The sequence below is a fragment of the Klebsiella sp. LTGPAF-6F genome (assembly GCF_001753185.1).
GTDB classification, from domain to species: Bacteria; Pseudomonadota; Gammaproteobacteria; order Enterobacterales; family Enterobacteriaceae; genus Klebsiella; species Klebsiella michiganensis.
On sequence record NZ_CP017450.1, the window covers coordinates 3,989,609 to 4,013,913 of the forward strand.

22 protein-coding genes, 2 tRNA genes and 1 pseudogene are annotated in these 24,305 nt (G+C 56.0%); 10 read left to right on the top strand and 15 right to left on the bottom strand.

What is annotated here, in order from left to right:
- Positions 1-21: 21 nt before the first annotated feature.
- The gene (locus BJF97_RS18650) at positions 22-234 is read left to right on the top strand and encodes a hypothetical protein (RefSeq protein ID WP_032693505.1); all 213 of its coding nucleotides are present in this window, start codon (positions 22-24) and stop codon (positions 232-234) included.
- A gap of 129 nt (positions 235-363) precedes the next feature.
- Here BJF97_RS18650 and BJF97_RS18655 read toward each other — a convergent pair whose 3' ends face one another.
- Together BJF97_RS18655 and BJF97_RS18660 are read right to left on the bottom strand one after the other, a co-directional pair.
- Positions 364-1,323, bottom strand: a complete 960-nt coding sequence (locus BJF97_RS18655) for a quinone oxidoreductase family protein (RefSeq protein ID WP_032693506.1) — start codon at positions 1,321-1,323, stop codon at positions 364-366.
- A 42-nt stretch (positions 1,324-1,365) separates the two neighbouring features.
- Positions 1,366-1,761: a RidA family protein gene (locus BJF97_RS18660; protein WP_032693507.1), complete on the bottom strand. Its 396-nt coding sequence runs from the start codon at positions 1,759-1,761 to the stop codon at positions 1,366-1,368.
- Between the two features lie 141 nt (positions 1,762-1,902).
- Between BJF97_RS18660 and BJF97_RS18665 the strand changes: the two genes are divergently transcribed.
- Positions 1,903-2,823 carry a LysR family transcriptional regulator gene (locus BJF97_RS18665; RefSeq protein ID WP_032693508.1) on the top strand — a complete coding sequence of 307 codons (921 nt, stop codon included), beginning with the start codon at positions 1,903-1,905 and terminating at the stop codon, positions 2,821-2,823.
- A gap of 59 nt (positions 2,824-2,882) precedes the next feature.
- Here BJF97_RS18665 and BJF97_RS18670 read toward each other — a convergent pair whose 3' ends face one another.
- The gene (locus tag BJF97_RS18670; RefSeq protein ID WP_014838860.1) at positions 2,883-3,785 is read right to left on the bottom strand and encodes a LysR family transcriptional regulator; all 903 of its coding nucleotides are present in this window, start codon (positions 3,783-3,785) and stop codon (positions 2,883-2,885) included.
- Between the two features lie 127 nt (positions 3,786-3,912).
- Between BJF97_RS18670 and BJF97_RS18675 the strand changes: the two genes are divergently transcribed.
- Complete coding sequence (locus tag BJF97_RS18675) at positions 3,913-4,320, top strand: cupin domain-containing protein (RefSeq protein ID WP_014229898.1); 408 nt, start codon at positions 3,913-3,915, stop codon at positions 4,318-4,320.
- A gap of 73 nt (positions 4,321-4,393) precedes the next feature.
- On the opposite strand, the gene BJF97_RS18680 is transcribed toward BJF97_RS18675, so the two are convergent.
- From BJF97_RS18680 to BJF97_RS18690, 3 genes are all read right to left on the bottom strand, one after another.
- A complete protein-coding gene (locus BJF97_RS18680) occupies positions 4,394-5,323 on the bottom strand; it encodes an alpha/beta hydrolase (protein ID WP_032693509.1) in 930 nt (309 codons plus the stop codon).
- 188 nt (positions 5,324-5,511) lie between these two features.
- Positions 5,512-8,199, bottom strand: a complete 2,688-nt coding sequence (locus tag BJF97_RS18685) for a cation-transporting P-type ATPase (RefSeq protein ID WP_032693510.1) — start codon at positions 8,197-8,199, stop codon at positions 5,512-5,514.
- Positions 8,200-8,249: 50 nt separating this feature from the next.
- Complete coding sequence (locus BJF97_RS18690; protein ID WP_032693511.1) at positions 8,250-8,681, bottom strand: universal stress protein; 432 nt, start codon at positions 8,679-8,681, stop codon at positions 8,250-8,252.
- A gap of 533 nt (positions 8,682-9,214) precedes the next feature.
- Here BJF97_RS18690 and BJF97_RS18695 point away from each other — a divergent pair.
- Genes BJF97_RS18695 through BJF97_RS18705 form a run of 3 tightly spaced genes read left to right on the top strand, consistent with a single transcriptional unit; the run spans position 9,215 to position 14,324 of the window.
- Positions 9,215-10,300: an efflux RND transporter periplasmic adaptor subunit gene (locus tag BJF97_RS18695; protein ID WP_032693512.1), complete on the top strand. Its 1,086-nt coding sequence runs from the start codon at positions 9,215-9,217 to the stop codon at positions 10,298-10,300.
- Entirely contained in the window at positions 10,300-13,362 is a 3,063-nt protein-coding gene (locus tag BJF97_RS18700) for an efflux RND transporter permease subunit (protein ID WP_032693513.1), read from the top strand. The genes BJF97_RS18695 and BJF97_RS18700 overlap by 1 nt, the downstream gene beginning before the upstream one ends.
- A 38-nt stretch (positions 13,363-13,400) precedes the next feature.
- Positions 13,401-14,324: an acyltransferase gene (locus BJF97_RS18705; protein WP_160741211.1), complete on the top strand. Its 924-nt coding sequence runs from the start codon at positions 13,401-13,403 to the stop codon at positions 14,322-14,324.
- A gap of 34 nt (positions 14,325-14,358) precedes the next feature.
- Here BJF97_RS18705 and pagP read toward each other — a convergent pair whose 3' ends face one another.
- On the bottom strand, positions 14,359-14,934 hold the full coding sequence (gene pagP / locus BJF97_RS18710) for a lipid IV(A) palmitoyltransferase PagP (RefSeq protein ID WP_032693514.1): 576 nt from the start codon (positions 14,932-14,934) through the stop codon (positions 14,359-14,361).
- A 226-nt stretch (positions 14,935-15,160) separates the two neighbouring features.
- On the opposite strand from pagP, the gene BJF97_RS18715 reads away from it, so the two are divergent.
- Positions 15,161-16,093, top strand: a complete 933-nt coding sequence (locus tag BJF97_RS18715) for a nucleoside recognition domain-containing protein (RefSeq protein ID WP_032693515.1) — start codon at positions 15,161-15,163, stop codon at positions 16,091-16,093.
- Here BJF97_RS18715 and BJF97_RS18720 read toward each other — a convergent pair.
- Entirely contained in the window at positions 16,085-17,626 is a 1,542-nt protein-coding gene (locus BJF97_RS18720) for an alpha/beta hydrolase (protein WP_048252430.1), read from the bottom strand. The two genes, BJF97_RS18715 and BJF97_RS18720, sit on opposite strands and share 9 nt — an antisense overlap.
- Before the next feature lie 169 nt (positions 17,627-17,795).
- On the opposite strand from BJF97_RS18720, the gene BJF97_RS18725 reads away from it, so the two are divergent.
- Entirely contained in the window at positions 17,796-18,053 is a 258-nt protein-coding gene (locus BJF97_RS18725) for a histidine kinase (RefSeq protein WP_014229908.1), read from the top strand.
- 132 nt (positions 18,054-18,185) lie between these two features.
- The gene (locus BJF97_RS18730; RefSeq protein WP_014229909.1) at positions 18,186-19,640 is read left to right on the top strand and encodes an AMP nucleosidase; all 1,455 of its coding nucleotides are present in this window, start codon (positions 18,186-18,188) and stop codon (positions 19,638-19,640) included.
- A 762-nt stretch (positions 19,641-20,402) separates the two neighbouring features.
- Here BJF97_RS18730 and BJF97_RS18735 read toward each other — a convergent pair.
- From BJF97_RS18735 to BJF97_RS35695, 3 genes are all read right to left on the bottom strand, one after another.
- Positions 20,403-20,478: transfer RNA gene (locus BJF97_RS18735), tRNA-Asn, on the bottom strand.
- A gap of 125 nt (positions 20,479-20,603) precedes the next feature.
- Positions 20,604-22,061, bottom strand: coding sequence for an EmmdR/YeeO family multidrug/toxin efflux MATE transporter (locus tag BJF97_RS18740; RefSeq protein ID WP_014229916.1), 1,458 nt, complete (start codon positions 22,059-22,061; stop codon positions 20,604-20,606).
- Positions 22,062-22,069: 8 nt separating this feature from the next.
- On the bottom strand, positions 22,070-22,249 hold the full coding sequence (locus BJF97_RS35695; protein WP_219538927.1) for a DUF5951 family protein: 180 nt from the start codon (positions 22,247-22,249) through the stop codon (positions 22,070-22,072).
- 6 nt (positions 22,250-22,255) lie between these two features.
- Between BJF97_RS35695 and BJF97_RS18745 the strand changes: the two genes are divergently transcribed.
- Positions 22,256-22,331, top strand: a tRNA-Asn gene (locus tag BJF97_RS18745).
- Between the two features lie 52 nt (positions 22,332-22,383).
- On the opposite strand, the gene BJF97_RS18750 is transcribed toward BJF97_RS18745, so the two are convergent.
- From BJF97_RS18750 to BJF97_RS18765, 4 genes and pseudogenes are all read right to left on the bottom strand, one after another.
- A complete protein-coding gene (locus tag BJF97_RS18750; RefSeq protein ID WP_032693748.1) occupies positions 22,384-22,716 on the bottom strand; it encodes a type II toxin-antitoxin system PemK/MazF family toxin in 333 nt (110 codons plus the stop codon).
- The gene (locus tag BJF97_RS18755) at positions 22,717-22,974 is read right to left on the bottom strand and encodes an AbrB/MazE/SpoVT family DNA-binding domain-containing protein (protein ID WP_004852307.1); all 258 of its coding nucleotides are present in this window, start codon (positions 22,972-22,974) and stop codon (positions 22,717-22,719) included.
- 260 nt (positions 22,975-23,234) lie between these two features.
- Positions 23,235-23,428 (bottom strand): annotated as a pseudogene (locus BJF97_RS18760) (helix-turn-helix domain-containing protein).
- Positions 23,425-23,898, bottom strand: a complete 474-nt coding sequence (locus tag BJF97_RS18765; RefSeq protein WP_050595132.1) for a hypothetical protein — start codon at positions 23,896-23,898, stop codon at positions 23,425-23,427. Before BJF97_RS18765 ends, BJF97_RS18760 begins: the two are co-directional and overlap by 4 nt.
- Positions 23,899-24,305: the final 407 nt, after the last annotated feature.

Genomic DNA, 24,305 nt, shown 5'->3' on the forward strand with positions numbered 1-24,305 from the left:
GTCTTGGGGTCAGTCCAGCATATGCAGAGCGTGGAGCTCAAACCAGATTTATGTAACCCGCAACTATTAGTGGTCATTCTGGGGGTCTTGACAGAAAGGGAATTCAGGTTTAGCTTACTTATTAGCCAGTTACTGGCAAAGGCGATCCCAGTCAGAGGAGCCAAATTTGAAAAGCCTGCTTTTGAAGCGGGCTTTTTTATTTTCATTTTCTCCTCCACATCGGAAGAATTTTGAGGTCAAGCGGATTCGAGGACGGCGTGCCCCCAATGTCCCTTAACGCCTCAAAATCAGAAAGTTAGTACCATCCGAAAAGCGCTTCTAATAGCATCCTGCCGCCACGCACTCATCCTGGTCAAACGCGCGTCATGGCTTCATCACGATCCGGCCAAGCGGTTTCGCTGTCTCAGCAAATTCGTGGGCCGCGGCAGCGTTAGCCAGGGGAAAGATGCGGTCAATGACAACCGTGACGCGCCCTGCTGCTACAGCCTGCAGCATCTCGTCCACGCTGGTTCGAACTCCCTGCCTTGCAAAAAGAGGTCCCATGAATACCCCCATGAGCGTCTGGTTAGACTGCATTGCCGGCCATAAGTCGACAGTCAGACTGTCGCCGCCGGCATTACCGACGAAGACCAGACGTCCTTCCGGAGCGAGTGCAGAAAGCGAAACAGGCAACGTCGTTCCCACCGGATCGATGACGAGATCAACACCGGTGCCATGGGTGTACTGTCGGACACTGTCCACGATGTTATCCTTTGTACGATCCACAACATGATCGGCACCAAGTTCACGCAACCGACCTCGTCGCTGCGTTCCGCTTACCACGGCGATAACCGTTGCGCCTGCTTGTGAGGCAAGCTGAACGGCCGCGAGCCCCACGCCACCCGCTGCGGCCTGAATAAGAACGGTTTCTCCCTGCCGGAGCATGCCTCGCGTGAAAAGGCAATGATGCGCGGTACCAAATGAAATCGGCAATGCCGCCGCTTCTGCCATTCCCACCCCATCGGGTATAAGCCAGGTGCGTTCCGCGGGCACGGCCCAACGTTCCGCATGCGATCCCTGCATGTGAAAAGCAGCGACTCTGTCCCCAACCGTACGGCTTCGGACTTTCGATCCGACGGCAACAACTGTGCCCGCGGCCGCGTAGCCACCGATCCATAAAGGAAGCGGCGGCGGCGTTGAACGGCGGTTAATCAGATCGCCACCCTCAATCGAGATAGCCTCGACAGAAATCAGGATGTCGTCGGGCCCTGTGACCGGCTCCGGGACATCGACATATTTCAGGACGCCGGGAGCGCCTTCCACGTCATAGACCGCTGCTTTCATAAATTTTCCTCTGTCTTATCTTTTGACTGGCGGAAAAACCCGTCACGCGCAGGGCAGCCTGGCAATCACCTTAATCTCAAACTGGAATCCGTAAAGCCACGTCACGCCGATCCCGGTCAACGTAGGGTAAGGCGCTTCCCCCCAATATTCTGGCAGGATACTCCAGATAGCGTCGAGATTTGACTCGGGGTCGACAACAAAGAGGGTCACGTCAACCACGTCACCGAACGTGCAGCCCGCAGCCGCGAGGACAGCATTAAGGTTATCGAAGGCCAACCTGACCTGCGCTTTCAGTTCGGGCTCTGGCGAACCATCCTCGCGGCTACCAACCTGCCCGGAAACGAACAGAAAACCGTTGGATTTGATGGCCGGTGAATAGCGATTGCGCTCATAGAGCGCCTGCCGACCGGTGGGGAAAACTGCATCGCGTGCCGTCATGTCTGTACCTCTGCAATGGGGCGAAATCAGCCCGGTGAACATAAGGACACTTTACAGGTGCAGGATCGGGCGGATAAACAAGCGACTTTGTCCATCATTGTTTGTAATATCCAAACAATCGGCGAAAAGGGAGGATTAGGAATGGATCGTTTCGATGCGATGCGCGCCTTTGCTCGCGTGGTGGAAGCAGGGAGCTTCACAAAGGCTGCCCAAACGCTTCATATGAGTAAAACCACGGTGACGCAGCTCATTCAGCAGCTGGAAGCGCGCCTGCGCGTCAAGTTGCTCCATCGCACCACCCGCAGGCTCGGCGTGACTGCCGATGGCGCGGTCTACTACGAGCGCGTCATCCGCCTGCTGGCGGACATGGAGGATGCTGAAAACAGCCTGTCCAGTGCGGCGATGACGCCCAGGGGACGGCTACGGGTGGATGTGCCCAGTCCGCTGGCCCGCCTCGTCCTGATACCGGCGCTACCGGCTTTCCACGCGCGCTACCCTGACATCCAGTTCGACATGGGCGTCAGCGACCGGGTGGTGGACCTGATCGGCGACAACGTGGATTGCGTCCTGCGCGGTGGCGACATCAACGACCAGTCCCTGATCGCGCGCCATGTCGGCGATTTGCAAATCGGCGTCTACGCCGCCCCTGGCTATGCGGAACGCCTTGGCGCCCCTGCGCACCCCCGAGAGCTGGAAAACACCGACCATCGCATAGTGGGATTCTTGTCCTCGCGCACCGGTAAGATTGATCCTCTGGTCCTGCGCAGTGGGAGTGAACATATTGAAATCACAGGCCGCTATGTACTTGCCGTGGATGATGGCAACGCTTACCTCGAAGCGGGGCTCGCTGGCTTAGGCGTGATTGCGCTGCCAACCTATATGGCGGCAAAACATCGGGCCAGTGGCGCTTTAATTCCGTTATTTGAACAATGGCGTATCAGTCCAATGCCATTGTACCTGGCGTTTCCGCCGAACCGCCATGTCAACGCCAAACTGCGTGTTTTTATTGATTGGATCGTTGAATTGATGCAGCAGCATGTTCCCAATTCCAACAATAAGTAACGCCATCCCGGTCTGAGGATCCCTGTTTAAGAAACCCGGCAGCCATCGCGCAGCCGGGATCACCCCCTGCGGTGCCAGCGCAGCGCGTCGACCACCAGCGTAAACGCCGCCGGAAGATGCTGTCGGCCCGGGTAGTAAAGATAGTATCCCGGGAAATGAGGGCACCAGTCGGCAAGTAGCGGTACCAGTTCCCCCGTGGCGATATATTTCGCCGCTAAGTCGTGAGGAACATAGGCAATCCCTGCTCCGTCCAGCGCGGCCTGAATCATCAGAAAGGTATTGTTGAAAACGGTTTGCCCGTCAACGCGAACGCGGGTCTTTTGACTTCCCTTTTCAAACTCCCAGGCGTAAAGCGCGCCGTGGGTGGGCAAACGCAAATTAACGCAGTTATGCGCCATCAGATCCTCAGGACGTCTTACTGCCGCCCTGCCGGCAAGATAAGCGGGGGCGGCAACCACCGCCATCTGCACATCGGGCGTGATGCGCACCGCAATCATGTCCTTATCCACCTGATCGCCCATCCGTACGCCTGCATCAAAACGCTGGGCGGCAATGTCGGTCAGCTCGTATCCGACGCTGAACTCAATATGAATATCCGGGTATTGCGTTAATAAAGGCCGCAGACGCGGCCACAGGACGGTGACGATGGCATGATCGTTGGCGGTAATGCGTACCGTTCCGGCGGGTTTATCTCGTGAAGCGCGCAGAGAAGCCAGTTCAGCTTCGATTTCATTCAGCCGCGGCGCCAGAACGGCCAGCAGACGGTTCCCGGCATCGGTTGGCGAGACGCTGCGCGTGGTGCGGATTAACAGCCTTACCCCGAGACGCGCTTCCAGAGCCAGCAGCGTATGGCTCAGCGCTGACCGGGAAACACCCAGAATCGCGGCCGCCCGGGTAAAGCTGCGCTCGTGAGCCACCGTGGCAAAAGCCTGCAGGTCGTTGAGTTTTTCTTTGCTCATCATTGGTGAATTCTGTGCACCAGTGTATTCACATTTGCGCATCTTATCATTTAATCAAACCTTCTCTACACTTTGTTCAACGAGTCGTAAGGGGCCGCTTAAAAGCCCAAAACTGAAATGTGGAGACATTATGAACCAACAATTTGACGGTAACGGTATCTTCCCCAAGGGGGAGAAAAACGAGGCCTATGCGCAGTATTTTCAGGGTACCAGCTACCTGAATATGCTCTCCACGGAAGGGGTCACTATCGGCAACGTGGTCTTCGAGCCCGGCTGCCGTAACCACTGGCATATCCATCATAAAGGCGGGCAAATTTTACTGGTGACCGGCGGTCGCGGCTGGTATCAGGAGTGGAATCAACCGGCGCGCGAGCTTACCGCTGGGGACGTCGTGAATATTCCCGCAGGCGTCAAGCACTGGCACGGCGCGGCCGCCGATAGCTGGTTTGCCCATATCGCCGTTGCCGTCCCTGCCGAAGGTGCGTCTAACGAATGGCTGGAGCCGGTCGCCGACGACGCCTATCGTCAGCTGCCTTAAGCATCGAAACAGCAGGGCTCGCCAGTTAATGCGCCCTGCTCTCATTCGGCGGTATGCGAAAATGCATCTTCGACTAATTGCCCGAGCCCCGGGGAAAACCGCTCATCGCCAGCAGCGCGCTTTGCAGCGAGGCGCTAAACATCTCCCCGTGAGACAGCCCGGGATAGGGCCACCAGTTGACCGCCACGCCATTTTTCTTGAGCAGGGAAACCGTCTGCAGGACGCTGCCCCGGATCTCTTCTGCTCCCGCGGAAGAGGCCCGCTGGGTCGCAACCGCCCCCTCCATCAGGTACAGGGACTTCCGGTTAAACGCATCCGCCTTCGCCGCGGCCATTTTTGCTAACAGCGAGGCGTTGCCCCGTCCCAGAGAAGGACTGGCAGAAAAATAGATTTGGAAGCGGGATGACGCCAGCCAGGCGTCAATGATGAATAATCCGCCATAGGAGTGCCCCCAGATAGCCCGCTGCTGAGGGTTGATCGCGATCCCGCGCTCAACTTTTTCCACGATGGTATTTTCTAATAGCCGGCGAAATGCCTCGCTGCCGCCGCTCTTCCGTCGGTCCCATCCGGCGTCGGCAGGATTCTCCTCTACTTTCGGCCGGTAGTCATAGGCTCGGGCGGGCTGCTCGAAGGGCAAATTCGTTTGATAGCCGATGGCCACAATAACGGGCGGCGTTTTTTGCGTAAACGTCTCAAGCAGCGAGTCAGACAACCGGTCCATCACCGCGTTGCCGTCCAGGGCGTACAGAATCGGATACCCCTGCGCGGGCGGCGCCGCGTTCGGTATCGCCGTCCAGACCTTATAATGCCGTTCGCCATCAAGGGAATCGAAATAAGCAACGTTGAAGTGATAATACGCGGAACCGCGGTCGGCGATATTCGGCCCCAGCGGGCGCATATCCGGCCTGGCGTAAGCGTTAATGCCATAAAGCGTGGAGACCAGCGCGGCGATAAAAATCCGCCCTTTCGGCGGAGAAGCAAAACAAAACTTGCGAAGCGACATCGGTTGATTGTTTCCAGCACACCCTCGGTAGTGATAATGATTGCTAATATCAATCTCAATTGCAAGCAACGAGGTTATCCCGGGAGCGGCGCGTTGCGCCTGCCCGGGGAACCCATCATCACATCACGGGTAGCCCGGCTCGCGCTGCGCTTAGCCGGGCTACCGGGAATGCCGCGTTCTGCTCAATATCAGGCCGTACGCCATCTCCGGGTCAGCGGCTTCTCGACTTCCACAATCAGGAACATCACAAAACCGATAATAAAGGTGATAACCCAGTAGCGGAACGGCAGCGCTTCGGTACCAAACAGCATCTGCATAAACGGCGCGTAGATAATCAGCAGCTGCAGCACCAGCAGCACCCCGCTGACAATCCAGATCCCCCGGTTCGCCAGCAGCCCTTTACTCAGCGAGAAGCCGTCCGCCACCCGGCAGTTGAGCATATAGAACCACTGGGCGGTAACCAGCGTCTGCAGCAGCACCGTGCGAATAAACTCAGGCGAATAGCCGCGCGGCTGTAGCCAGGCTTCAAGCACAAAGGCGCTGACGGCAATCATCGAACCGACAAAAATCACCCGCCAGATAGCAAAGCCGTCCATTACGTGCAGTTTGGGATCGCGCGGCGGACGCCGCATGATGTTCTTCTCGCCCGCTTCGAACGCCAGGCCGAACGACAGCGTGGCGGAGGTCGCCATGTTCATCCACAGGATCAGCACCGGCGTCAGCGGAATTAAATTCCCCGCCAGCAGCGCAATAATGATCAACAGCCCCTGCGCCAGGTTGGTCGGCATAATGAAGAGAATGGTTTTCTTCAGGTTGTCGTATACCCGACGCCCTTCCCTGACGGCGCTGGCGATGGTGGCGAAATTATCGTCGGTCAGCACCATATCCGCGGCCTCTTTGGTCACTTCGGTGCCCTTAATCCCCATCGCGATACCGACATCGGCCTGCTTCAGCGCCGGGGCGTCGTTCACGCCGTCGCCGGTCATCCCGACCACCTCTTTCCTGCTTTGCAGCGCCTGCACCAGACGGAATTTATCTTCCGGGCTGGTACGCGCGAAAATATCGAATTTCTGCGCCGCTTCGCTGAGCTGGGTATCGTCCATCACCTCCAGTTCTCTGCCGGTGATGGCGTTTTCCGCATTGCCGATCCCCAGCATCTTGCCGATGCTCATCGCGGTTTGCGGGTGGTCGCCGGTGATCATCTTCACGCGGATCCCGGCCTGCAGGCAGTCGCCGATCGCCGTAATCGCCTCCGGTCGCGGCGGATCCATCATCCCGGCAACCCCCAGCAGAATGACGCCCTGCTGCAAATCCTCATGGCTAAGCTCCGTTTGCCCGTCGGCTGCCGGTTTCCACGCCGCCGCCACCATCCGCAGCCCTTCCCGCGCGTACTCTTCGATTTTCGCTTCCCAGTAAGGCTGATCGAGCGGCGCCAGGCCATGGTCGATTTGCTGATGCTGACACAGACGGAACAGGACATCGGGCGCGCCGGTAATCAAAATCATCTCTTCATCGCCGATGCGGTACAGCGTCGACATATATTTATACTGTGAATCGAAGGGGATTTTGCTGCGCAGCTCGGTGTTGACCGTCGGGAGCGGGACTTTCGCCGCCAGCACCTTCAGCGCCCCTTCGGTCGGGCCGCCGGTAATTTTCCACAGCCCGCTTTCGTCTTTGATAAGCTGACTGTCGTTACACAGATCGATGGTGCGCAGATAGCGTTCCAGCAGCGTGCCGGGGGCAACGGTTATCGGATCGGGCTCATCGATCGGATGAATATTCCCTACCGGTTCGTAGCTGTCGCCCTCCACCCGATAAACGTTATCGGCGGTAATAACGGCCTTCACCGTCATCTCGTTCATGGTCAGCGTTCCGGTTTTATCCGAGCAGATCACCGTCATCGCCCCGAGGGTTTCCACTGTGGGCAGCTTGCGGATAATCGCCTTCTGACGGGCCATGGTTTGCACGCCGAGCGAGAGGATTATCGAGATAATCGCCGGTAAACCTTCCGGCACCGACGCCACCGCGAGGCTAATCAACGACAGCATCAGCTCAGAAACCGGCATATCGCGGAACAGCAGGCTGAAGACAAACAGCGCGGCCATCATCACCAGAATGATGATAAAAATGGCTTTGCCGAGCTTATCCATTTGCACCAGCAGCGGCGTACGGTGTTTTTCGATATCCGACATCATCTGGTTAATATGGCCCAGCTCGGTATCGCCGCCGGTGGCGACCACCAGGCCTTTTCCGCCGCCCGAACTCACCGTGGTGCCGGAAAACAGCAGATTGGTACGATCGCCTAGCGGTAGTTCGCCGCTGAGCGCCTCGGTGCTTTTCTCCACCACCGTCGATTCGCCGGTCAGAATCGCCTCTTCCACCCGCAGGTTATGCGCTTCGATCACCCGCAGGTCGGCGGGAATGCGATCGCCTGCGCGGATGACGACGATATCGCCGGGGACCAGAGCGGTTGTCGGGATCGTTTCATGGTTGCCCTGACGAATAACCACCGCCTCGCTGGAGAGCATGTTGCGAATGCTCTGAAGCGATTTTTCCGCATTGCTCTCCTGGATATGGCCGATCAGGGCGTTAATCACCGCCACGCCGAGGATCACCAGGGTATCCACCCAGTGCCCCATGACCGCCGTCAGCAGCGCCGCCGCCAGCAGCACATAGATCAGCACATCGTTAAAATGCGCCAGAAAGCGCAGCCACGCCGGCTTTCCCGCCTTTTGCGGCAGCGCATTTTCGCCATACTGCTGCAAACGCGTCGCCGCCTCGGCGCCGCTGATGCCCTCCGGAGTGCTGTTGGTGCTGGTCAGGGTTTCTTCTACGGAGAGCTGATAGAACGGGCCGCCCGGTTTTTCTGTATTCATAGTTATCTCCTCACTCCTGTAACGGAAATCAGGACAGCCACAGGCCGCCCTTAACGCACCACAAAAACCGGAACATGGGCATAGCGAACGATTCCTGCCGCCTCCGACCCCAGCAGATGCGTCTGAATATTCGGGTTGCGCGAACCGATGATCACCGCATCCGCTTTCAGTTCATCGGCCAGTTTGGTCACTTCATCGCGAATGTTGCCGCTGCGAATGTGAATCTGAATATCCTTTTCCGTCAGCGCGAGTTTCTTGATCAGCTCTGCCAGCTTTTCCTTAGCAGTATTAATCAGATAGTCTTCCATTTTTCGTGCATCGGAAATAAAACCGCGCGTCAGCACCGGAGAAAAAGAGGGAATGATGTGTACCAGATGAATCTGTCCCGAAGAGCTTTGCGCAAGGAATTGGGCGTGGGACAAGGCCTTGTCCGCCAGACCGATTTCAAACACATCAACCGGCACGAGGATATTTTTATACATAGAGACAATCCTTTTATTACCTATAAAAAAAGGTGGTGAAAACAGCCCGGGCAATGGCGCTGAGGAAAAGATCTCAAGAACAAAATCTGCAAGACGTGTAGGTATAATTAAACGTAGCACACCACGATAAACATTATTAAGTCGCCAATTAATATATTGAAAAATATCACAGAGTCAGGCGCAGCCAGACAATTCGACTACAAACCCGGTAAAATCGTCGCCATCGCCGTAATTTTTGCTCTTTTTAACATTTCCGTTTTACTACGACTATCCTCATTATCAGTGGCTTGTTCACTTTCTGTCGCCCCACAATAATTATTACGATAAGAATTTACTTAGCTAAGCGTTAGCGCTAAAGGAGGAACGATGTTCGGTTACAGTCTGTTTCGCCTGAGCCTGTTTATTGCCCTGGCAATAATCGCCTGTACGGCTACCGGTTTAATTACCTACTTCGTTGTCTCGGCCCTCGCTGAATAAATACAGCGATTGTGAATAATATGTAAAATATAGCCTTTTACTTCGAGGGGAATACAGTGAACCGTTATTTTTCTCTCATTCCGCTTGTTATTTTAATAACAACGGCTTGCGATCGGAAAGCGCCTGAAATTACGCCGTTACCGCGGATGGTCAAAGTCGCCGAGGTGGTGGCTATCGGTGATGCGCAGCAGCGCGTATTTCCCGCCCGCATTGAGTCCGGGGACTCCACCGATTTGTCTTTCAAACGCGGCGGCCAGATTGAATCTCTTGATGTCCGTCAGGGAGCCAATATTACTCAGGGGCAGCCCCTTGCCAGGCTCAACGCCCGGGAAGCGCAGCAGCGCGTGAATGAACGGCAAACCGCTGCCACCCTCGCCCAGCGGCAGTTCGATCGCTTCCAGACGCTGGCCGGGCGTCAGGCGATTTCAAAGGCGGAAATGGATATCCAGCGGGCCAACCGCGACGCTGCTAACGCCGCGCTGAAAATCGCCCGCGAAGAGCTGTCGCAAATGACGTTGACCGCCCCGTTCAGCGGCGTTGCCGCCAACGTGCCGGTACGTAACCACCAGGTTGTCGCCGCCGGACAGCCCATTGTGACCCTGACGCGAACCGATCTGCTCGACGTGGTGTTTAGCGTTCCGGAAAACCTCTTTACCGCGCTGGATATTCGCAACGCGCAGTATCGTCCTGTCGTCAAAATTAACGCCATGCCGGATCGCCAGTTTACCGCCGACTACAAAGAACATACCGGCAGCAGCGACAGCAGCACGCTCACCTGGCAAATCATACTGACTATGCCGCGGCCGGCCGACTTTCCCTCGGTGGGCGGCGTTAGCGGAACGGTGACGGTCAATCTGGCAAACCTGCCCGCCAGCGCCGGTCAAAACGCGGTGGTGGTGCCGGTTGAAGCGGTGTTTAACCCGGATAATCGCCCGCGCAATGAGCCCCACGTCTGGGTGGTACAGGGCAGCGGCGACCAGCTCAAGCTGGAAGAGAGAAAAGTCGGCGTGGGCCCGGTGACCTCTCAGGGCGTGGTGATTACCGAAGGGCTCAGCGTCGGCGAGCGCGTAGTGGCGGCAGGCGTCAGCGAATTACATGCGCAACAGCCGGTTCGTATCTGGACGCGTGAACGAGGTTTGTAATGGATATCTCCCGCCAGTTTATTAACAACCCGGTCCGCGTCTGGCTGACCATTTTGCTGCTGGGCATCGGCGGGATCTTCGCTCTGCTGAATATTGGCCGCCTGGAAGATCCGGCGTTTACCATCAAAACCGCGGTGGTGGTCACCCACTATCCCGGCGCGTCGGCGCAGCAGGTGGAAGAAGAAGTCACCCTGCCGCTGGAAAACGCGCTGCAGCAGCTGCCGTATCTCGACAACGTCAGCTCAATTTCCTCCAACGGCCTGTCGCAAATTACCGTCAATATCGCCTCGCGCTACCACTCCCGCGAGCTGCCGCAAATCTGGGATGAACTGCGCCGCCGGGTGGGCGACGCCGCCCGCCAGTTCCCTCCCGGCGTCGCCGCTCCGTTTGTGAACGACGATTTTGGCGATGTCTTTGGCTTCTTCTTTGCCCTCTCCGGCGAGAGCTTTACCAACCCTGAGCTGGTTCGCTATGCCGAGCAGCTGCGTCGCGAACTGGTGCTGGTCCCCGGCGTCGGCAAAGTCGCCATCGGCGGGGCGATCCCCCAGCAAATCAACATCGATATCTCGCTGGCGAAAATGGCCGCCCGCGGAATCACGCTCAACCAGCTGGCGGCGATACTGAGCAGGTTGAACGTGGTGTCTAACGCCGGTGAGATTAAATCCGGCAGCGAATCGATCCGCCTGCATCCCACGGGCGAGTTTGCCAACCTCGACGAGCTTGGCGACCTGTTAATCAGCCCGCACGGCTCGGCAACGGCGACGCGGCTGCGCGATATTGCCACGCTCTCGCGCGGGCTGAGCGAATCGCCTTCCAGCATTTACCACGCCAACGGCCGACAGGCGGTCACTATGGGGGTGTCGTTTATACCCGGGGTTAACGTGATTGACGTTGGCCGCGCGCTGGAAAGCAAGCTGGAGCAGATGTCGGCGGAAAAACCGGCCGGGATCAACATTGACCTGTTCTACGATCAGGCGGCGGAAGTCGCCCATTCGGTCAACGGCTTTATCACCAACTTCCTGATGGCGCTGGCGATTGTGGTTGGCGTGCTGCTGATCTTTATGGGCGTACGCAGCGGCATTATTATCGCCCTGTCGCTGGCGCTCAACGTGCTCGGTACGCTGCTGATCATGTACCTGTGGGGTATCGAGCTGCAGCGTATCTCGCTGGGGGCGTTGATTATCGCCCTGAGCATGCTGGTCGATAACGCTATCGTCATCGTCGAAGGCGTGCTGATCGCCCGCCAGCAGGGATCGACGCTACTTACGGCAATTAATTATGTGATTCGCCGTTCGGCCCTGCCGCTGCTGGGGGCCACGGTGATTGCGATTCTTGCCTTTGCGCCGATTGGGCTGTCGCAGGACTCGACCGGGGAATATTGTAAATCGCTGTTCCAGGTACTGCTGATTTCGCTCATGCTGAGCTGGTTCTCGGCGCTGACCATTACCCCGGTGCTGATTAAATGGTGGCTGTTTAAAAATCAATCGCAGCCGGTGGCGCAGGCCGACGCCAATCCGTACGGCGGGCGCTTTTACCGTCTGTACCAGCAGGCTCTGCGTGCTCTTCTGCTGCGCAAAACCATTACGCTGACCGTCATGGCGGCGCTGCTGGCCGCCGCTATCTGGGGATTCGGCTCGGTGCGGCAAAACTTTTTCCCCTCGTCAAATACGCCGATTTTCTTTGTCGATCTCTGGCTACCCTACGGTACCGATATCGCGACCACCGAAAAGATGACCAGCGATATTGAGACCACCATTAACGGCCAGCCGGGCGTGGTCACCACCGTGGCCACCGTCGGTCAGGGCAGCATGCGGTTTATCCTCACCTACAGCGGGCAACGGCAGTACAGCAACTATGCGCAAATCATGGTGCGCATGGACGACCAGCGCAGCATTGCCGCCCTGACGCAGCACGTGGATCGCTATATTGCGCGCAACTACCCGCAGGTGAACGCCAGCACGAAACGCGTGATGTTCGGTCCCTCCGGCGACAGCGCCATCGAGGTGCGGATTAAAGGTCCGGACCCCGACCGTCTGCGCCTGCTCGCCAGCCAGGTTGGCGATATCCTCTCCGCGGACCCGGCCACCGACGGCGTTCGCAACGACTGGCAAAACCGTAGCAAAGTTATTCGTCCGCAGTACTCCCCCGCGCTTGGGCGCGAGCTGGGCGTTGATAAACAGGATATTGATAACGCCCTGGAGATGAACTTCTCCGGCAGCCGCGTTGGATTGTACCGTGAGGGGGCCGACCTGCTGCCGGTGATAGTCCGCCCGCCCGCCGCCGAGCGCCAGGACGCGAATCACCTGAATAACGTGCTGGTCTGGAGCCAGAGCCGCCAGCAGTATATTCCGCTCAGTAACGTGGTCAGCGGCTTTCACCTTGAATGGGAAGATCCGCTGATTCTGCGCCGCGATCGCAGCCGGGTGCTGACGGTACAGACCGATCCCGACCCGCTCAGCCACCAGACGTCGGGGGATATCCTGTCCCGCGTGAAGCCGCAGATTGATGCGCTCGCTCTGCCGCACGGTTACAGCATTGAGTGGGGTGGCGATGCGGAGAACTCCAGCGAGGCGCAGCAGGGGCTGTTTACTACCCTGCCGCTGGGTTACCTGGTGATGTTTGTCATCACCGTCCTGATGTTCAGTTCGCTGAAAAATGCGATCGCCATCTGGCTGACCGTGCCGCTGGCGCTGATTGGCGTAACGCCGGGCTTTTTAATCACCGGGATCCCTTTTGGGTTTATGGCGTTAATCGGTCTGCTGAGCCTGAGCGGAATGCTGATCCGTAACGGCATCGTGCTGGTAGAAGAGATTGAACAGCAGAAACAGGAAAAAGCGCAGCAGGAGGCGATTATTGATGCCGCCACTTCGCGTCTGCGCCCTATCCTGCTGACGGCGTTTACCACCGTGCTCGGCCTGGCGCCTTTATTACTCGACGTTTTCTTCCAGAGCATGGCGGTCGTTATCATGTTTGGTCTGGGTTTTGCTACTATTCTGACGCTGCTGGTTCTGCCGGTAATCTACGCCTGTTTCCACAATCAGAATATGAAGCGACAACCATGAACAGTACCGGATTAAATATTATTAAAACGCTGGGATGCATGACGGCGGTGACCTTCTTCACCATTTACAACACCTGGGATAGCTATGATTATGACTATCACTGGATCCTCGGGTTTTTGACGTTTATTTCCACTATCGCCACGCCGCTGTTTTTTGTGGTGGCGGGCTATCTGGATTCACAGTCTCGCCACGACTCACAATGGCAGTTGGGCAAAATCAAAAGCGTGGTGATCGTCTTTCTGTTCTGGATGACGGTGTACTATCTCTGGGAGCCCTACCAGCGCGGCTATCTTATCCAGCCGTGGTTTGTATTTGCGTTTATCGTCATTTACACCTTTCACCCGGTTATCGAGTGGCTCAGCCAAAGACGCACAGCGTTCTTTGCCGCGGTGTTCACGCTACTGCTGCTCTCGTATGGTTACGATCTTTTGTCCGCGCTGTACCCGGATGTCCATGCGCTGAGCCTGGCGCCGCAGTACCGCCTGTGGACCTGGCTGCTGTTTTATCTGACCGGTCAGCTCTTCAGCGACCCGCTGGTCGCCGACTGGCTCAGGCGAGAAAAAGTGGTCAAAGGCGCGATGATCGCCATTCCGTTTATTTACCTTTTTACCTGGTTTTACGAGCGGCATTTCTTTTTCGCCCTGTTTAAGGCCGACAGAAATGCGTTCATTCTGACCGGTTCACAAATCTATATTCTGGTGGTTGCGCTGGTTATTGCCGCCAACGGCGTGCGGTTTCGCAAAAACAGCGAGTTTAAAGAGACCCTTCTCGCCACCATTAGCAAAACGATGACCGGCGTCTATATTCTCCACTACTCCGTTTTTCACCTGCTCACCGCGTTTATCCCGATTAACTCGCTGGGGACAAAATTAATGCTGATTGTCCTTACGTTTATCACTTCGGTACTGATTTCGATGCTGGCGCTGTCCAATTCGGTGGTCAAAAAAGTGATTACGATTTGACGCTCGCCGGTTCAGATCATGGCCGCCTGCGCATTTAAAAACCGTAGCGCAGCCAGGCAAACAGTACGTTGCCGTTATTATAGGTGCCGGGAATATAGGTGAACTGCACGCTCAGACGGCGGTAGCTGGCGGAGAAGAGCGGCAAAATAATCGGCAGAGGTACGTAGTTGGCAAAGTCATCGCGGGCGGTGATCCCGGCGGTGACGCCAAGACCCAGGCGAAAGTCACGACGGCGATCAAGATACCAGCCCTTCTCCCAGCCGTAGCCGACAATCGGCTGCCACTCGTTGTGCGAATCTTTGAACATCATGGCGTAGAGCGAACTCCAGTTGCCCTCCGCGTTATATCTGGAAACGCCGAAACCTCCGCCCCACGGCATTTCATTATAGTTATCCGTTTTCTCTTTATCGTACATAAAGCGGTTGTGCCAGCTGAGAAACGGCAGATATAAATCGTAGTTTTGCGGCTCATTCCAGGTCTGCGAGACGTCGTTTTTCAACCAGCTCCACCAGCCGCTGATGCGCTGCTCGCCATAGACCTTCGTTTCAGCCTGTACCGACAAGGCGAAAATAAACGCTATTCCCCACGCTAGCCGCAGACAACGTCGCATCGTTTTATCCTTAAAGAAAGTCGCCCGGTGTTCATTCAGTTTGGGAACAAAAAACAGGCTTTGCAAATATCAACCAACAAATTTTCTGCACCGTCCCGGGCTAATTGCAAGTCCAGTTAAACGCCCGTTTCAGGACAGAGAGCGCCGCCGCGGTGATTTCATTTCCTTGCCGCTGGGATTATGATGGCGCTAATTATCCTTTCTGCCCGCAGTGATTGAGAAATAGATGGACTTCATCAGCATTATTATGTCGGCGGGGAAAACCTCCGTCGATGTGGCGCTTTATACGCTGTTGCCAATCATGGTCGTCATGCTCATCGTGATGAAATATCTGGAGGTCCGCGGGGTACTGGACGCCATCGTTCGCTGGCTCGCCCCGCTGCTTAAGCCGTTCGGCTTAACCGGGATGAGCGCTTTTGCCCTGATTCAGATGAATTTTGTCAGCTTCGCCGCCCCGCTGGCGACCCTCGCGATTATGGACAAACGCGGCGCTTCGGACCGGCATATGGCCGCCACGCTGGCGATGCTTTTCGCCATGGGTCAAGGCAACGTTTTCTACCCGTTAACGCCCTTCGGCCTGCACTGGCTGGCCTCAATCATCATTTCGATTGTCGGCGGGCTGTGCGCCGCCGCGGTCACCTGGCATATCGCCGGCCGCAGGCTATCGATGGTTGAAAACGTGCGGGCCGACGCGCTGCCTGAGGCGGAGCAAAATAGCCAGGGGATTATCTCCGTTATCAACAGCGCCGGTGCCGACGCCATCCGCCTGGCCCTCGGCGCGGTGCCCATGCTGATCCTGTCGCTGGCCATCGTCGGATTTATGCAGGCGGCAGGCCTGATTGAGATGCTTCAGCGCCTGCTGCTGCCGCTGCTGCTGTGGCTGAATATTCCGGTTAACTTCGTGCTGCCGGCGCTGGTCAAATGCGTTGCCGGCGGTACGGCCTATTTCGGCGTGGTCTCCGAGCTCGTCCAGCAGGGTAAAGCGACCGTAAGCCAGATCAACGCCTCGGCGGGCCTGCTAGTGCAAACGTTCGATCTTCCCGGCATCGGCATCTTTCTGGGCGTCAGCTCGCGCTTCGTACGCCTGTTCCGCTTCGCCGCGATTGGCGCTATCGCCGGGATCGCCATCCGCACCGTGATGCACCTCACGCTATTCTGAGGCCGCCGCCTGCGAACGGAGACAGGCAGCGATATCCGCCTGCTCGCTACAGGCGATATGATGGTTAATGCGCGCCATCATCCACGGGAAAAACGGGTTGGACGTGACGCGCATCAGCGTATCCAGCCCGACGCTCAGGGTTGAGGTTTCCCCGCGCAACGAGATCGTGCCGATGCTGATCCCGTAGCGATTTTTCTCCGCCGGTTCGCGGCCATAGAGCGAGTCGGTCAGCGGGAACGGCACCGCCACGTGCGATAGCGAATACATATCCTGCGGCCAGGCGATATTCAGCGGCGTCACGGTTTCGCTTCGCGTCCCGGCAAGCGTGGTGCGGGCCACCGTCTCGTAGGTGTCGGGCGCGGCGTTGGTAATCACCGTGGTGCCGTAGGGCCGAGGCGCCGGCGGCAATAACGTATTCACCGCCGAATAGAGCGAGGGACGAAATAGCGCGCGCAAATTCGCCGCCTGGTTAATGTCGAAAATCACCAGTTCGCTACCGTTATCCGGCAGATAACGGTAGAGCGAATCCACCACCGCCCGGGTGCTCACCGTTGAATCCATCACCGACTGAAAAGTTAACACCGGCGCCAGTTCAGAAAGCCGCTGACGCTGCGCTTCCTGCACGATTTGCTGCTGCAGCGCCTGCGACAACAGCCATGACTGCCTTGCCGCCTTCACCGGGAACGAATTGTATTTATAGGGATTAAACTCCGGGACGACGTTCAGCCACGCCGCGCGGGCGAAAGCCGGGAATACAGAAGGCAAACCGGCCAGCCCGGCAAAACGCGCAAACGCGGTAACGCCAATCATCGGCGACAGCAGGATGACCTGCTGCGGCCGGCGCAGCGATTTATCCTCAAGGCTATCGAGGGCGTACTTCAGCGCCAGCGCCCCGCCGTTGGAGTAGCCAACCACGTGCAGCGGCGCGTCATTCCCCGCCAACCGCGTCGCTTCGCGCACCGCAAGCCGGGTTGTCGCGATCCACTCTTCGCGGTCCACCGCGGTGAGCGCGCCGGGGGCGGTACCGTGTCCGGGCAGCCGCGGCGCGACGGCAACAAATCCCAGCTGCTGATAGCGCTGCGCCAGATAATGTACGCTGTAGGGCGAATCCGTCAGGCCGTGCAGCAGTACCGCCGCGCCGCGCGGTTTGCCCTGCGGCAGCAAAATAAAGGAGCGGTTCCAGTCGGGATGAAACTTATCCGGATAGACCAGACTTTGCGCGTAAAAGCGGTTAATGGCCGTTTTTTCATCGTCGCTCAGCGTGTCGGTAATGCTGCTTTTCATATCGCGGAAAATCGCCGCTTCCCGCGTCTGGTATTCGGCAAAAGTGGCGCGGTCAATCTCGCTGGCGCTCATTTCATTCGCCGTCCAGGTATGCCAGCGGTGCAGCGCCGGACCGCGCTGCGATTCGTAAATACGGCCAATAAAAAAGACGATCACGACCACCAGCAGCCCAATGATGGCTTTTTTCGCCACCGAGACTAATCTTAATCCCGACTTATTCAGCAGCCGGGTAAAACGCATCATTGCCATATTTCTGTCCGAATTATCTCTTTAGCTGCCAGGGTGGGCTATTATGCAGAAGGAATCCGATCCTGCGATTCACTTATTAAACATAGACTAAACCAACCGCCTGTTCTTATTGTCAGATGAGGAGCAAACATGAATTATCGCCGGAGTGTAACAGGTCAGGAATAAACAAATGGAATGGTGGATTAAGAAACTACGCGAGGCCTCGACGTCTACACATACCCACGCGGTTCTGCAAAGCGGCCAGCTAACCATCATTGCGGAACTCACTTCCTGCGGCCGGCGTCTACAGGAGGGCGATAAGCTGACGCCGTTGGCTAACGCGCTGTACTGCATTAACGACAATAAGTCGATCACCCTAAAAGTGCTCAACGCCACGCATTTCAGCGCTGAACGCTGGGGCGCCATCGCGAATATCACCGCGCATTAATCGACATCCCCCAGCATCAACTGGTTCTAATCTCAGTACTTTCTCAACTAAGCGGGTTAAATTGTCCTGCGCCTTTTTCAGTCTGTGACATACTAAGCAAAACGTCAGCAGAGCAGAAACAAGGAGTACGTCATGAATCAGAAAGCCGCCAGGCTGACCCCAGAACAGGCGCTTACGCAGCTCGAAGCGCTCTATGAAAAATCGGTCAATGCGCTGCGTAAAGCCCTCGGCGATTATATTCACCATAATATCCTCCCCGAGAATAGCGCCCGTGCGGAAGGACTGTTCGTTTACCCGCAGCTGTCGGTATCGTGGGACGGAGCGGAACATAAAGCGTTAAAAACCCGGGCCTGGGGTCGCTTCACCCATAGCGGTTGCTATACCACCACCATCACCAACCCTAAACTGTTTCGCGCCTATCTGCTGGAGCAGCTCACCATGCTGTATCAGGATTACGATGCCGCGATTACCGTCGGGCTGTCGCAGCATGAGATCCCCTATCCGTACGTTATTGATGGCTCTGAACTCACGCTCGATCGCTCAATGAGCGCCGGCCTGACGCGTTTTTTCCCCACCACCGAGCTGTCGCAAATTGGCGATGAAACCGCCGATGGCCTGTTTCATTCGACGGAATACTATCCACTTTCCCACTTCGACGCCCGCCGCGTCGATTTCTCGCTGGCGCGCCTGCGCCACTATACCGGCACGCCGGTTGACCATTTCCAGCCGTATATGCTGTTTACCAACTACACCCGCTACGTCGATGAGTTCGTGCGCTGGGGCTGTAGCCAAATTCTCGATCCCGAGAGTCCCTATATCGCCCTCTCCTGCGCGGGCGGGATCTGGATAACGGCGGACACGGAGGCGCCGGAGGAAGCGATTTCCGATCTGGCGTGGAAAAAGCACCAGATGCCCGCCTGGCACCTGATAACCAAAGACGGACAGGGGATCACGCTGATTAATATTGGCGTCGGCCCGGCAAATGCCAAAAATATCTGCGACCATCTGGCGGTGCTGCGTCCGGACGTCTGGCTGATGATTGGCCACTGCGGCGGCCTGCGTGAAAGCCAGAATATCGGCGACTACGTGCTGGCCCATGCCTATCTGCGCGACGACCACGTGCTGGATGCGGTGCTGCCGCCGGATATCCCTATTCCGAGCATCGCCGAAGTTCAGCGCGCGCTCTACGACGCCACGAAGCAGGTCAGCGGCATGCCGGGCGAAGAGGTAAAACAGCGGCTGCGTACCGGAACGGTGGTCACCACCGACGATCGCAACTGGGAGCTGCGCTACTCGGCCTCAGCGCTGCGCTTTAACCTCAGCCGCGCGGTGGCTATCGATATGGAAAGCGCAACCATTGCCGCCCAGGGCTATCGCTTCCGCGTCCCCTACGGCACCCTGCTGTGCGTCTCCGACAAACCGCTGCACGGCGAGATTAAGCTGCCGGGCCAGGCTAACCGATTCTATGAAGGGGCCATTTCCGAACATTTGCAGATTGGTATTCGGGCGATTGACCTGCTGCGCGCCGAAGGCGACCACATGCATTCGCGCAAGCTGAGAACCTTCAACGAACCGCCGTTCCGCTAAGCGCTGATATCATACGAGCAGAATACACTCAGTCCGGATCGCGTGAAATATTTACGCGGCCACCAGCCGGACTGAGCGTTATAAAATAAAGCGTTTATTTTTGTTAGGGGTAAAAAATTCTCAGAGCACATCCATACGTGTATATCCGCACAATATTATTCCCACTATGAAAATCAACAAATAAACATTTTATTAACATGTCAGTATCATTTTCCCTGTGGTCATAAAACGCCCAGCCGAGGGCTGATTAATACTTGAACTAAGTCTCGTAACCTATTAAATTAATTACATAAATTCACATGGGACAAAAAAGCGGCACAAAATAGCCAGCGCCAGGGAGAGATCAAAATAATTAAAGAGTTACCTATGGGCGCTACTCTACTCTGGAATCATCCTTTAATAGCGACAGGTTGTTTGCAACAAATACCTTGTTACTAAATTACCAGAGATGAAATTGCGCATGTCGACAGTAGGCAACCATGAATATGCTTATCTATCGCGACCGGCAATGTACTATTTTCGTAAAAGTATGGAAGACAGCTTTATGAAATTAACCATAGGGAATATCCGCCTGTTTATTTTATTAGCAACTCTTTTTTTCTGGACTGCCGCGATCGGGCTAATTTCCCTTATTGTATCCTGGTTTTAAGACCCTGACGGTGCGCCGGGAATGTTCTTGTGCCCCGGCGTTGCCACCATCGTGGCTATGGAATAGGAAAGCAAAAAGCCCGCTTAAGTTTCCTTAAGCGGGCTTCTTAAATATGGCTCCTCTGACTGGACTCGAACCAGTGACATACGGATTAACAGTCCGCCGTTCTACCGACTGAACTACAGAGGAATCGTTTGAACGAGGCGCATATTATCGATGGCGCCTCACCTTGTCAAAGGCTGTTTTCACATTTCAAACCGTTTGCCGAATAATTCTCCACTTTGGGCGAAAAGTCCCGTTTCGCCCACCGCGTGTTACGTTTCTTCAACCTGCGCGCGGGTCTCGTCGGCCTGCGCTTTCGTTCGCGGATACTTCCACAGCCAGCGCCCGCTGACCATCCGGCAGTAAAACAAAACGCCGCGCACCGCCCAGTCAAGCACCATACCCAGCCAGACGCCGATCACCCCCATGCCCAGCACAATCCCCAGCGTGTAGCCCGCCACCACGCGACAGCCCCACATGCCGAGCATTGAGACCCACATGGTGTAACGCACGTCGCGCGCGCCTTTAAAGGCGCACGGCAGCGTCCAGGCCATCGCCCAGATCGGCATAAAGAAGGCGTTCAGCCACAGCAGCTCTTTCACCACCACTTTGACGTCCTCTTCGCTGGTATAGAACGAGGCGATCAGGCCGGCAAGCGGCGCGGTTCCCCAGGCGATCGCCGTCAAAATGATGGTCGACAGCCAGAAGACGTGCCACGCCTGACGCTCCGCCTGAGCGATCTGCCCTTTTCCGAGGCGTCGGCCGGTGATAATAGTCGATGCTGAACCGAGCGCGTTCCCCGGCAGGTTGATCAGCGCGGCCACGGAGAAAGCGATAAAGTTACCGGCAATCACGTTGGTCCCCATCCCGGCAACAAACATCTGCGTCAGCAGCTTACCGCCGTTGAACAAAACCGATTCAATGCTGGCGGGGATCCCGATGCCCATCACTTCCCAGATAATGGCGAAGTTAAACGGCTTAAAATAGCTCTTCAGCGAAATGCGCAGCGCCGGGTTAAAACCGATCATTAGCACCCAAATGGTGGCAACCGCGCCAATGTAGCGGGCAATCGTTAATCCCAGCCCCGCCCCGACAAACCCCATGCCGGGCCACGAGAAAATGCCGTAAATCAGGATGCTGCTGATAATAATATTGAGGATATTCATCCCGCCGTTGATCAGCAGCGGAATTTTGGTGGTCCCGGCGCCGCGCAGCGCGCCGCTGCCGATCAGGGCAATTGCCGCCGCCGGATAGCTCAGCACCGTCAGCTCCAGATAGGTCAGTGCCAGAGCTTTTACCTCTTCTGTCGCATCCCCGGCGACAAAATTAATGATTTCCGCGCCGAAGGCATGGATGACCGCCGCGAGAATAATCGAGAACAGGGTCATTATCGCCAGCGACTGGCGCGCTGCCGCCCTTGCCCGCCGCCGGTCCCGTTTGCCCAGGCTAAACGCCACCACCACGGTCGTACCGAGGTCGATGGCGGCAAAAAAGGACATGATCACCATATTGAAGCTGTCGGCCAGGCCTACTCCCGCCATGGCCTCTTTACCGAGCCAGCTGACCAAAAAAGTACTCAACACGCCCATTAGCAATACGCAGGCGTTTTCCAGCAAAATGGGGACCGCAAGCGGACTGATTTCACGCCAGTAGAGGACGCGATAGCTCTTGCGTTTTTTAAACCAGGACGTGCGTTCGACGGACTGGCGTAATGCGGCGGTGACGTTCAAGGGAGACCTTAGTGAGAAAAGTTGAAACTACATTTCAAATGATGATAGAGAAAAGCTAATCCTGCAAAGCATTTTTCCCGATAAATTGTCGATAATGGCGACAATTTGTTGATGGATGCGCCAGTTGAGCCTCGGACGGCGAATAGATGTTTGACAAAAGTTTTTTCGCCGCTAAGATACGACTCCACAACGATTCCTCTGTAGTTCAGTCGGTAGAACGGCGGACTGTTAATCCGTATGTCACTGGTTCGAGTCCAGTCAGAGGAGCCATATTTGAAAAGCCTGCTTTTGAAGCAGGCTTTTTGCTTTTCTGCGTCCTGCGTTAACTTAAAATTGCATCCAGCCTGGCAAGCACTTCATTTACCACAGCGTCTGGTATGCTTTCCAGCCGCTTGCCGTTCCGGGCAACCATATCAATGGTTCTGGGCTGGTCGCAGCGAATAACGCCCGTTGTTTTTGTCCCTGCCCCTTCCAGTGAAACGGTGAAACCTGCCGTGCGAGCAAATTTTCCACCGCTGGTGATGGGAACAACAACGGGTAACCGGGCCAGCTTGTTAAACGATGCCTTCGATACGATAAGCACCGGACGTTTTCCGCTTTGCTCGTGGCCTGCAATCGGATCCAGTGAAACGAGCCAGATTTCCCCTCTGTCCATCTACAGGATCTCCTTGCCCACCGCAGGAGCATCAATCCATTCCCTATCCTCTTCGCTCATTTCGGCGTGCGGATCGCACTGCGCCAGCAGCTCCTCAAGAGAATAATGAGGCCGTTTCTGGGGTTCAATAATCAGGCAGCCATTATTAATGGTCATGCCGACTTCGCTGTCCGTCGACAGCTCCAGCGTTTTGAGCACGGCGGGAGGAACCGCCAACATGATGGAGCCGCCGACCTTTTTCAGGCGAGTGGTATACATAGAGCACCTCCGAATATTATATTTTAATATAACATCTACGGCAGGCGGTGCACAATTATTCATCAGATTCATGGTGATTTCCTTTTCGTAATAAAGCGTGAAGAAAGCCGTTATCCATCGGAGGACAGTACAGGTGGGAACGAAACGCGTAACTAAGAAGGCTGATAATAGAAAACTGTTTTTGCGGTTTAAAGGATTATGGCGGTTCAGGTAAACGGAATGCGAGGCGGCTTCCGGATCGGAGCTGCTTCGGAGGAGCATCAGCGGCAGCGTGAAGGCCTGATTTTTCCAGGCTCGAAGTCGAACGCTTCAGCAATCAATCTTTCGCTATTGGGCCAGCGGTGGTTAAGCCCATTTGCCAGCGTAGAGGACGCCAGGCAAGCGCTGACAGCGACGTTCCCCGCTTTTTCAGCGCCGCAATAATGTCGGCGGGATGCCAGTTCTGTTGCATCATGCCGTCACCTCGCCGATAAATTTCACGCCCTCAGATGTGCGTAGCCAGCGCGGGGCTTTCATCTCCGCGACGAAATAATTGATCAGTTCATACAGCAGGCCGCTAAGGTGTTTCTCCATTTCAGAGTAAAAGCCTTGCCCTGCCAGCATCTGTGTCAGAGAGAGACAGTAGTGACAGAGCTCTGTGCATTCAGGCTCGAAACGAGGTGAATTTGCAGGGAGAGTGTCAACGGTCAGGCTTTCAATAAGATGGGGAGGAACGGGTTCTAACAACGTGGGCTGGAGCAGCGTCAGACAGGCATTGAGTCTGCTACAGAGCGCCATTTTCAGTGTGGGATCGTTGCTTTCAATCAGGGTTTCGGCGAATTTTTCGCAGCGATCGGCCACTACGGTGAAATCCGTGGCGGCACTGAAAGGAACGGAAAGTAACTCTCCGGGTGACTTAATGAAAGATGGAGTGAAATCAGGCATAAATGCCTCCGTGAAATTTTTTGAGATGACCACATAAAGTGGTGCCGGGAGGCTCAAGACGGCTTCACGAAACCGCGGACTTATTTCCCCGAAGGGTGTTGTATTAGTCGCCCTCCCGACTTTGATCGGGCAGCATACTCCCTCCGTCCGTAAGGACGGAGGGTATAAAAAAGCCAACACTGACGGGGTTGGTTTTGGCCGCGTGAAAGAGGTTTTGAGTCCTCGTTTACTCGGATATCAACGATTGGGGACTGACGGCAAGAGGGTTTTGTGGAAGGAGGATCGCAGATTGTTATAAAAGAGAGACCCGCAGAGCCAAATTCAAGCGTATAACACATCAATAAATCATCCAGTAAATGAATGTATCATAAGCGTTGTTTTATAAAGAGAAATTAACATTAAACATT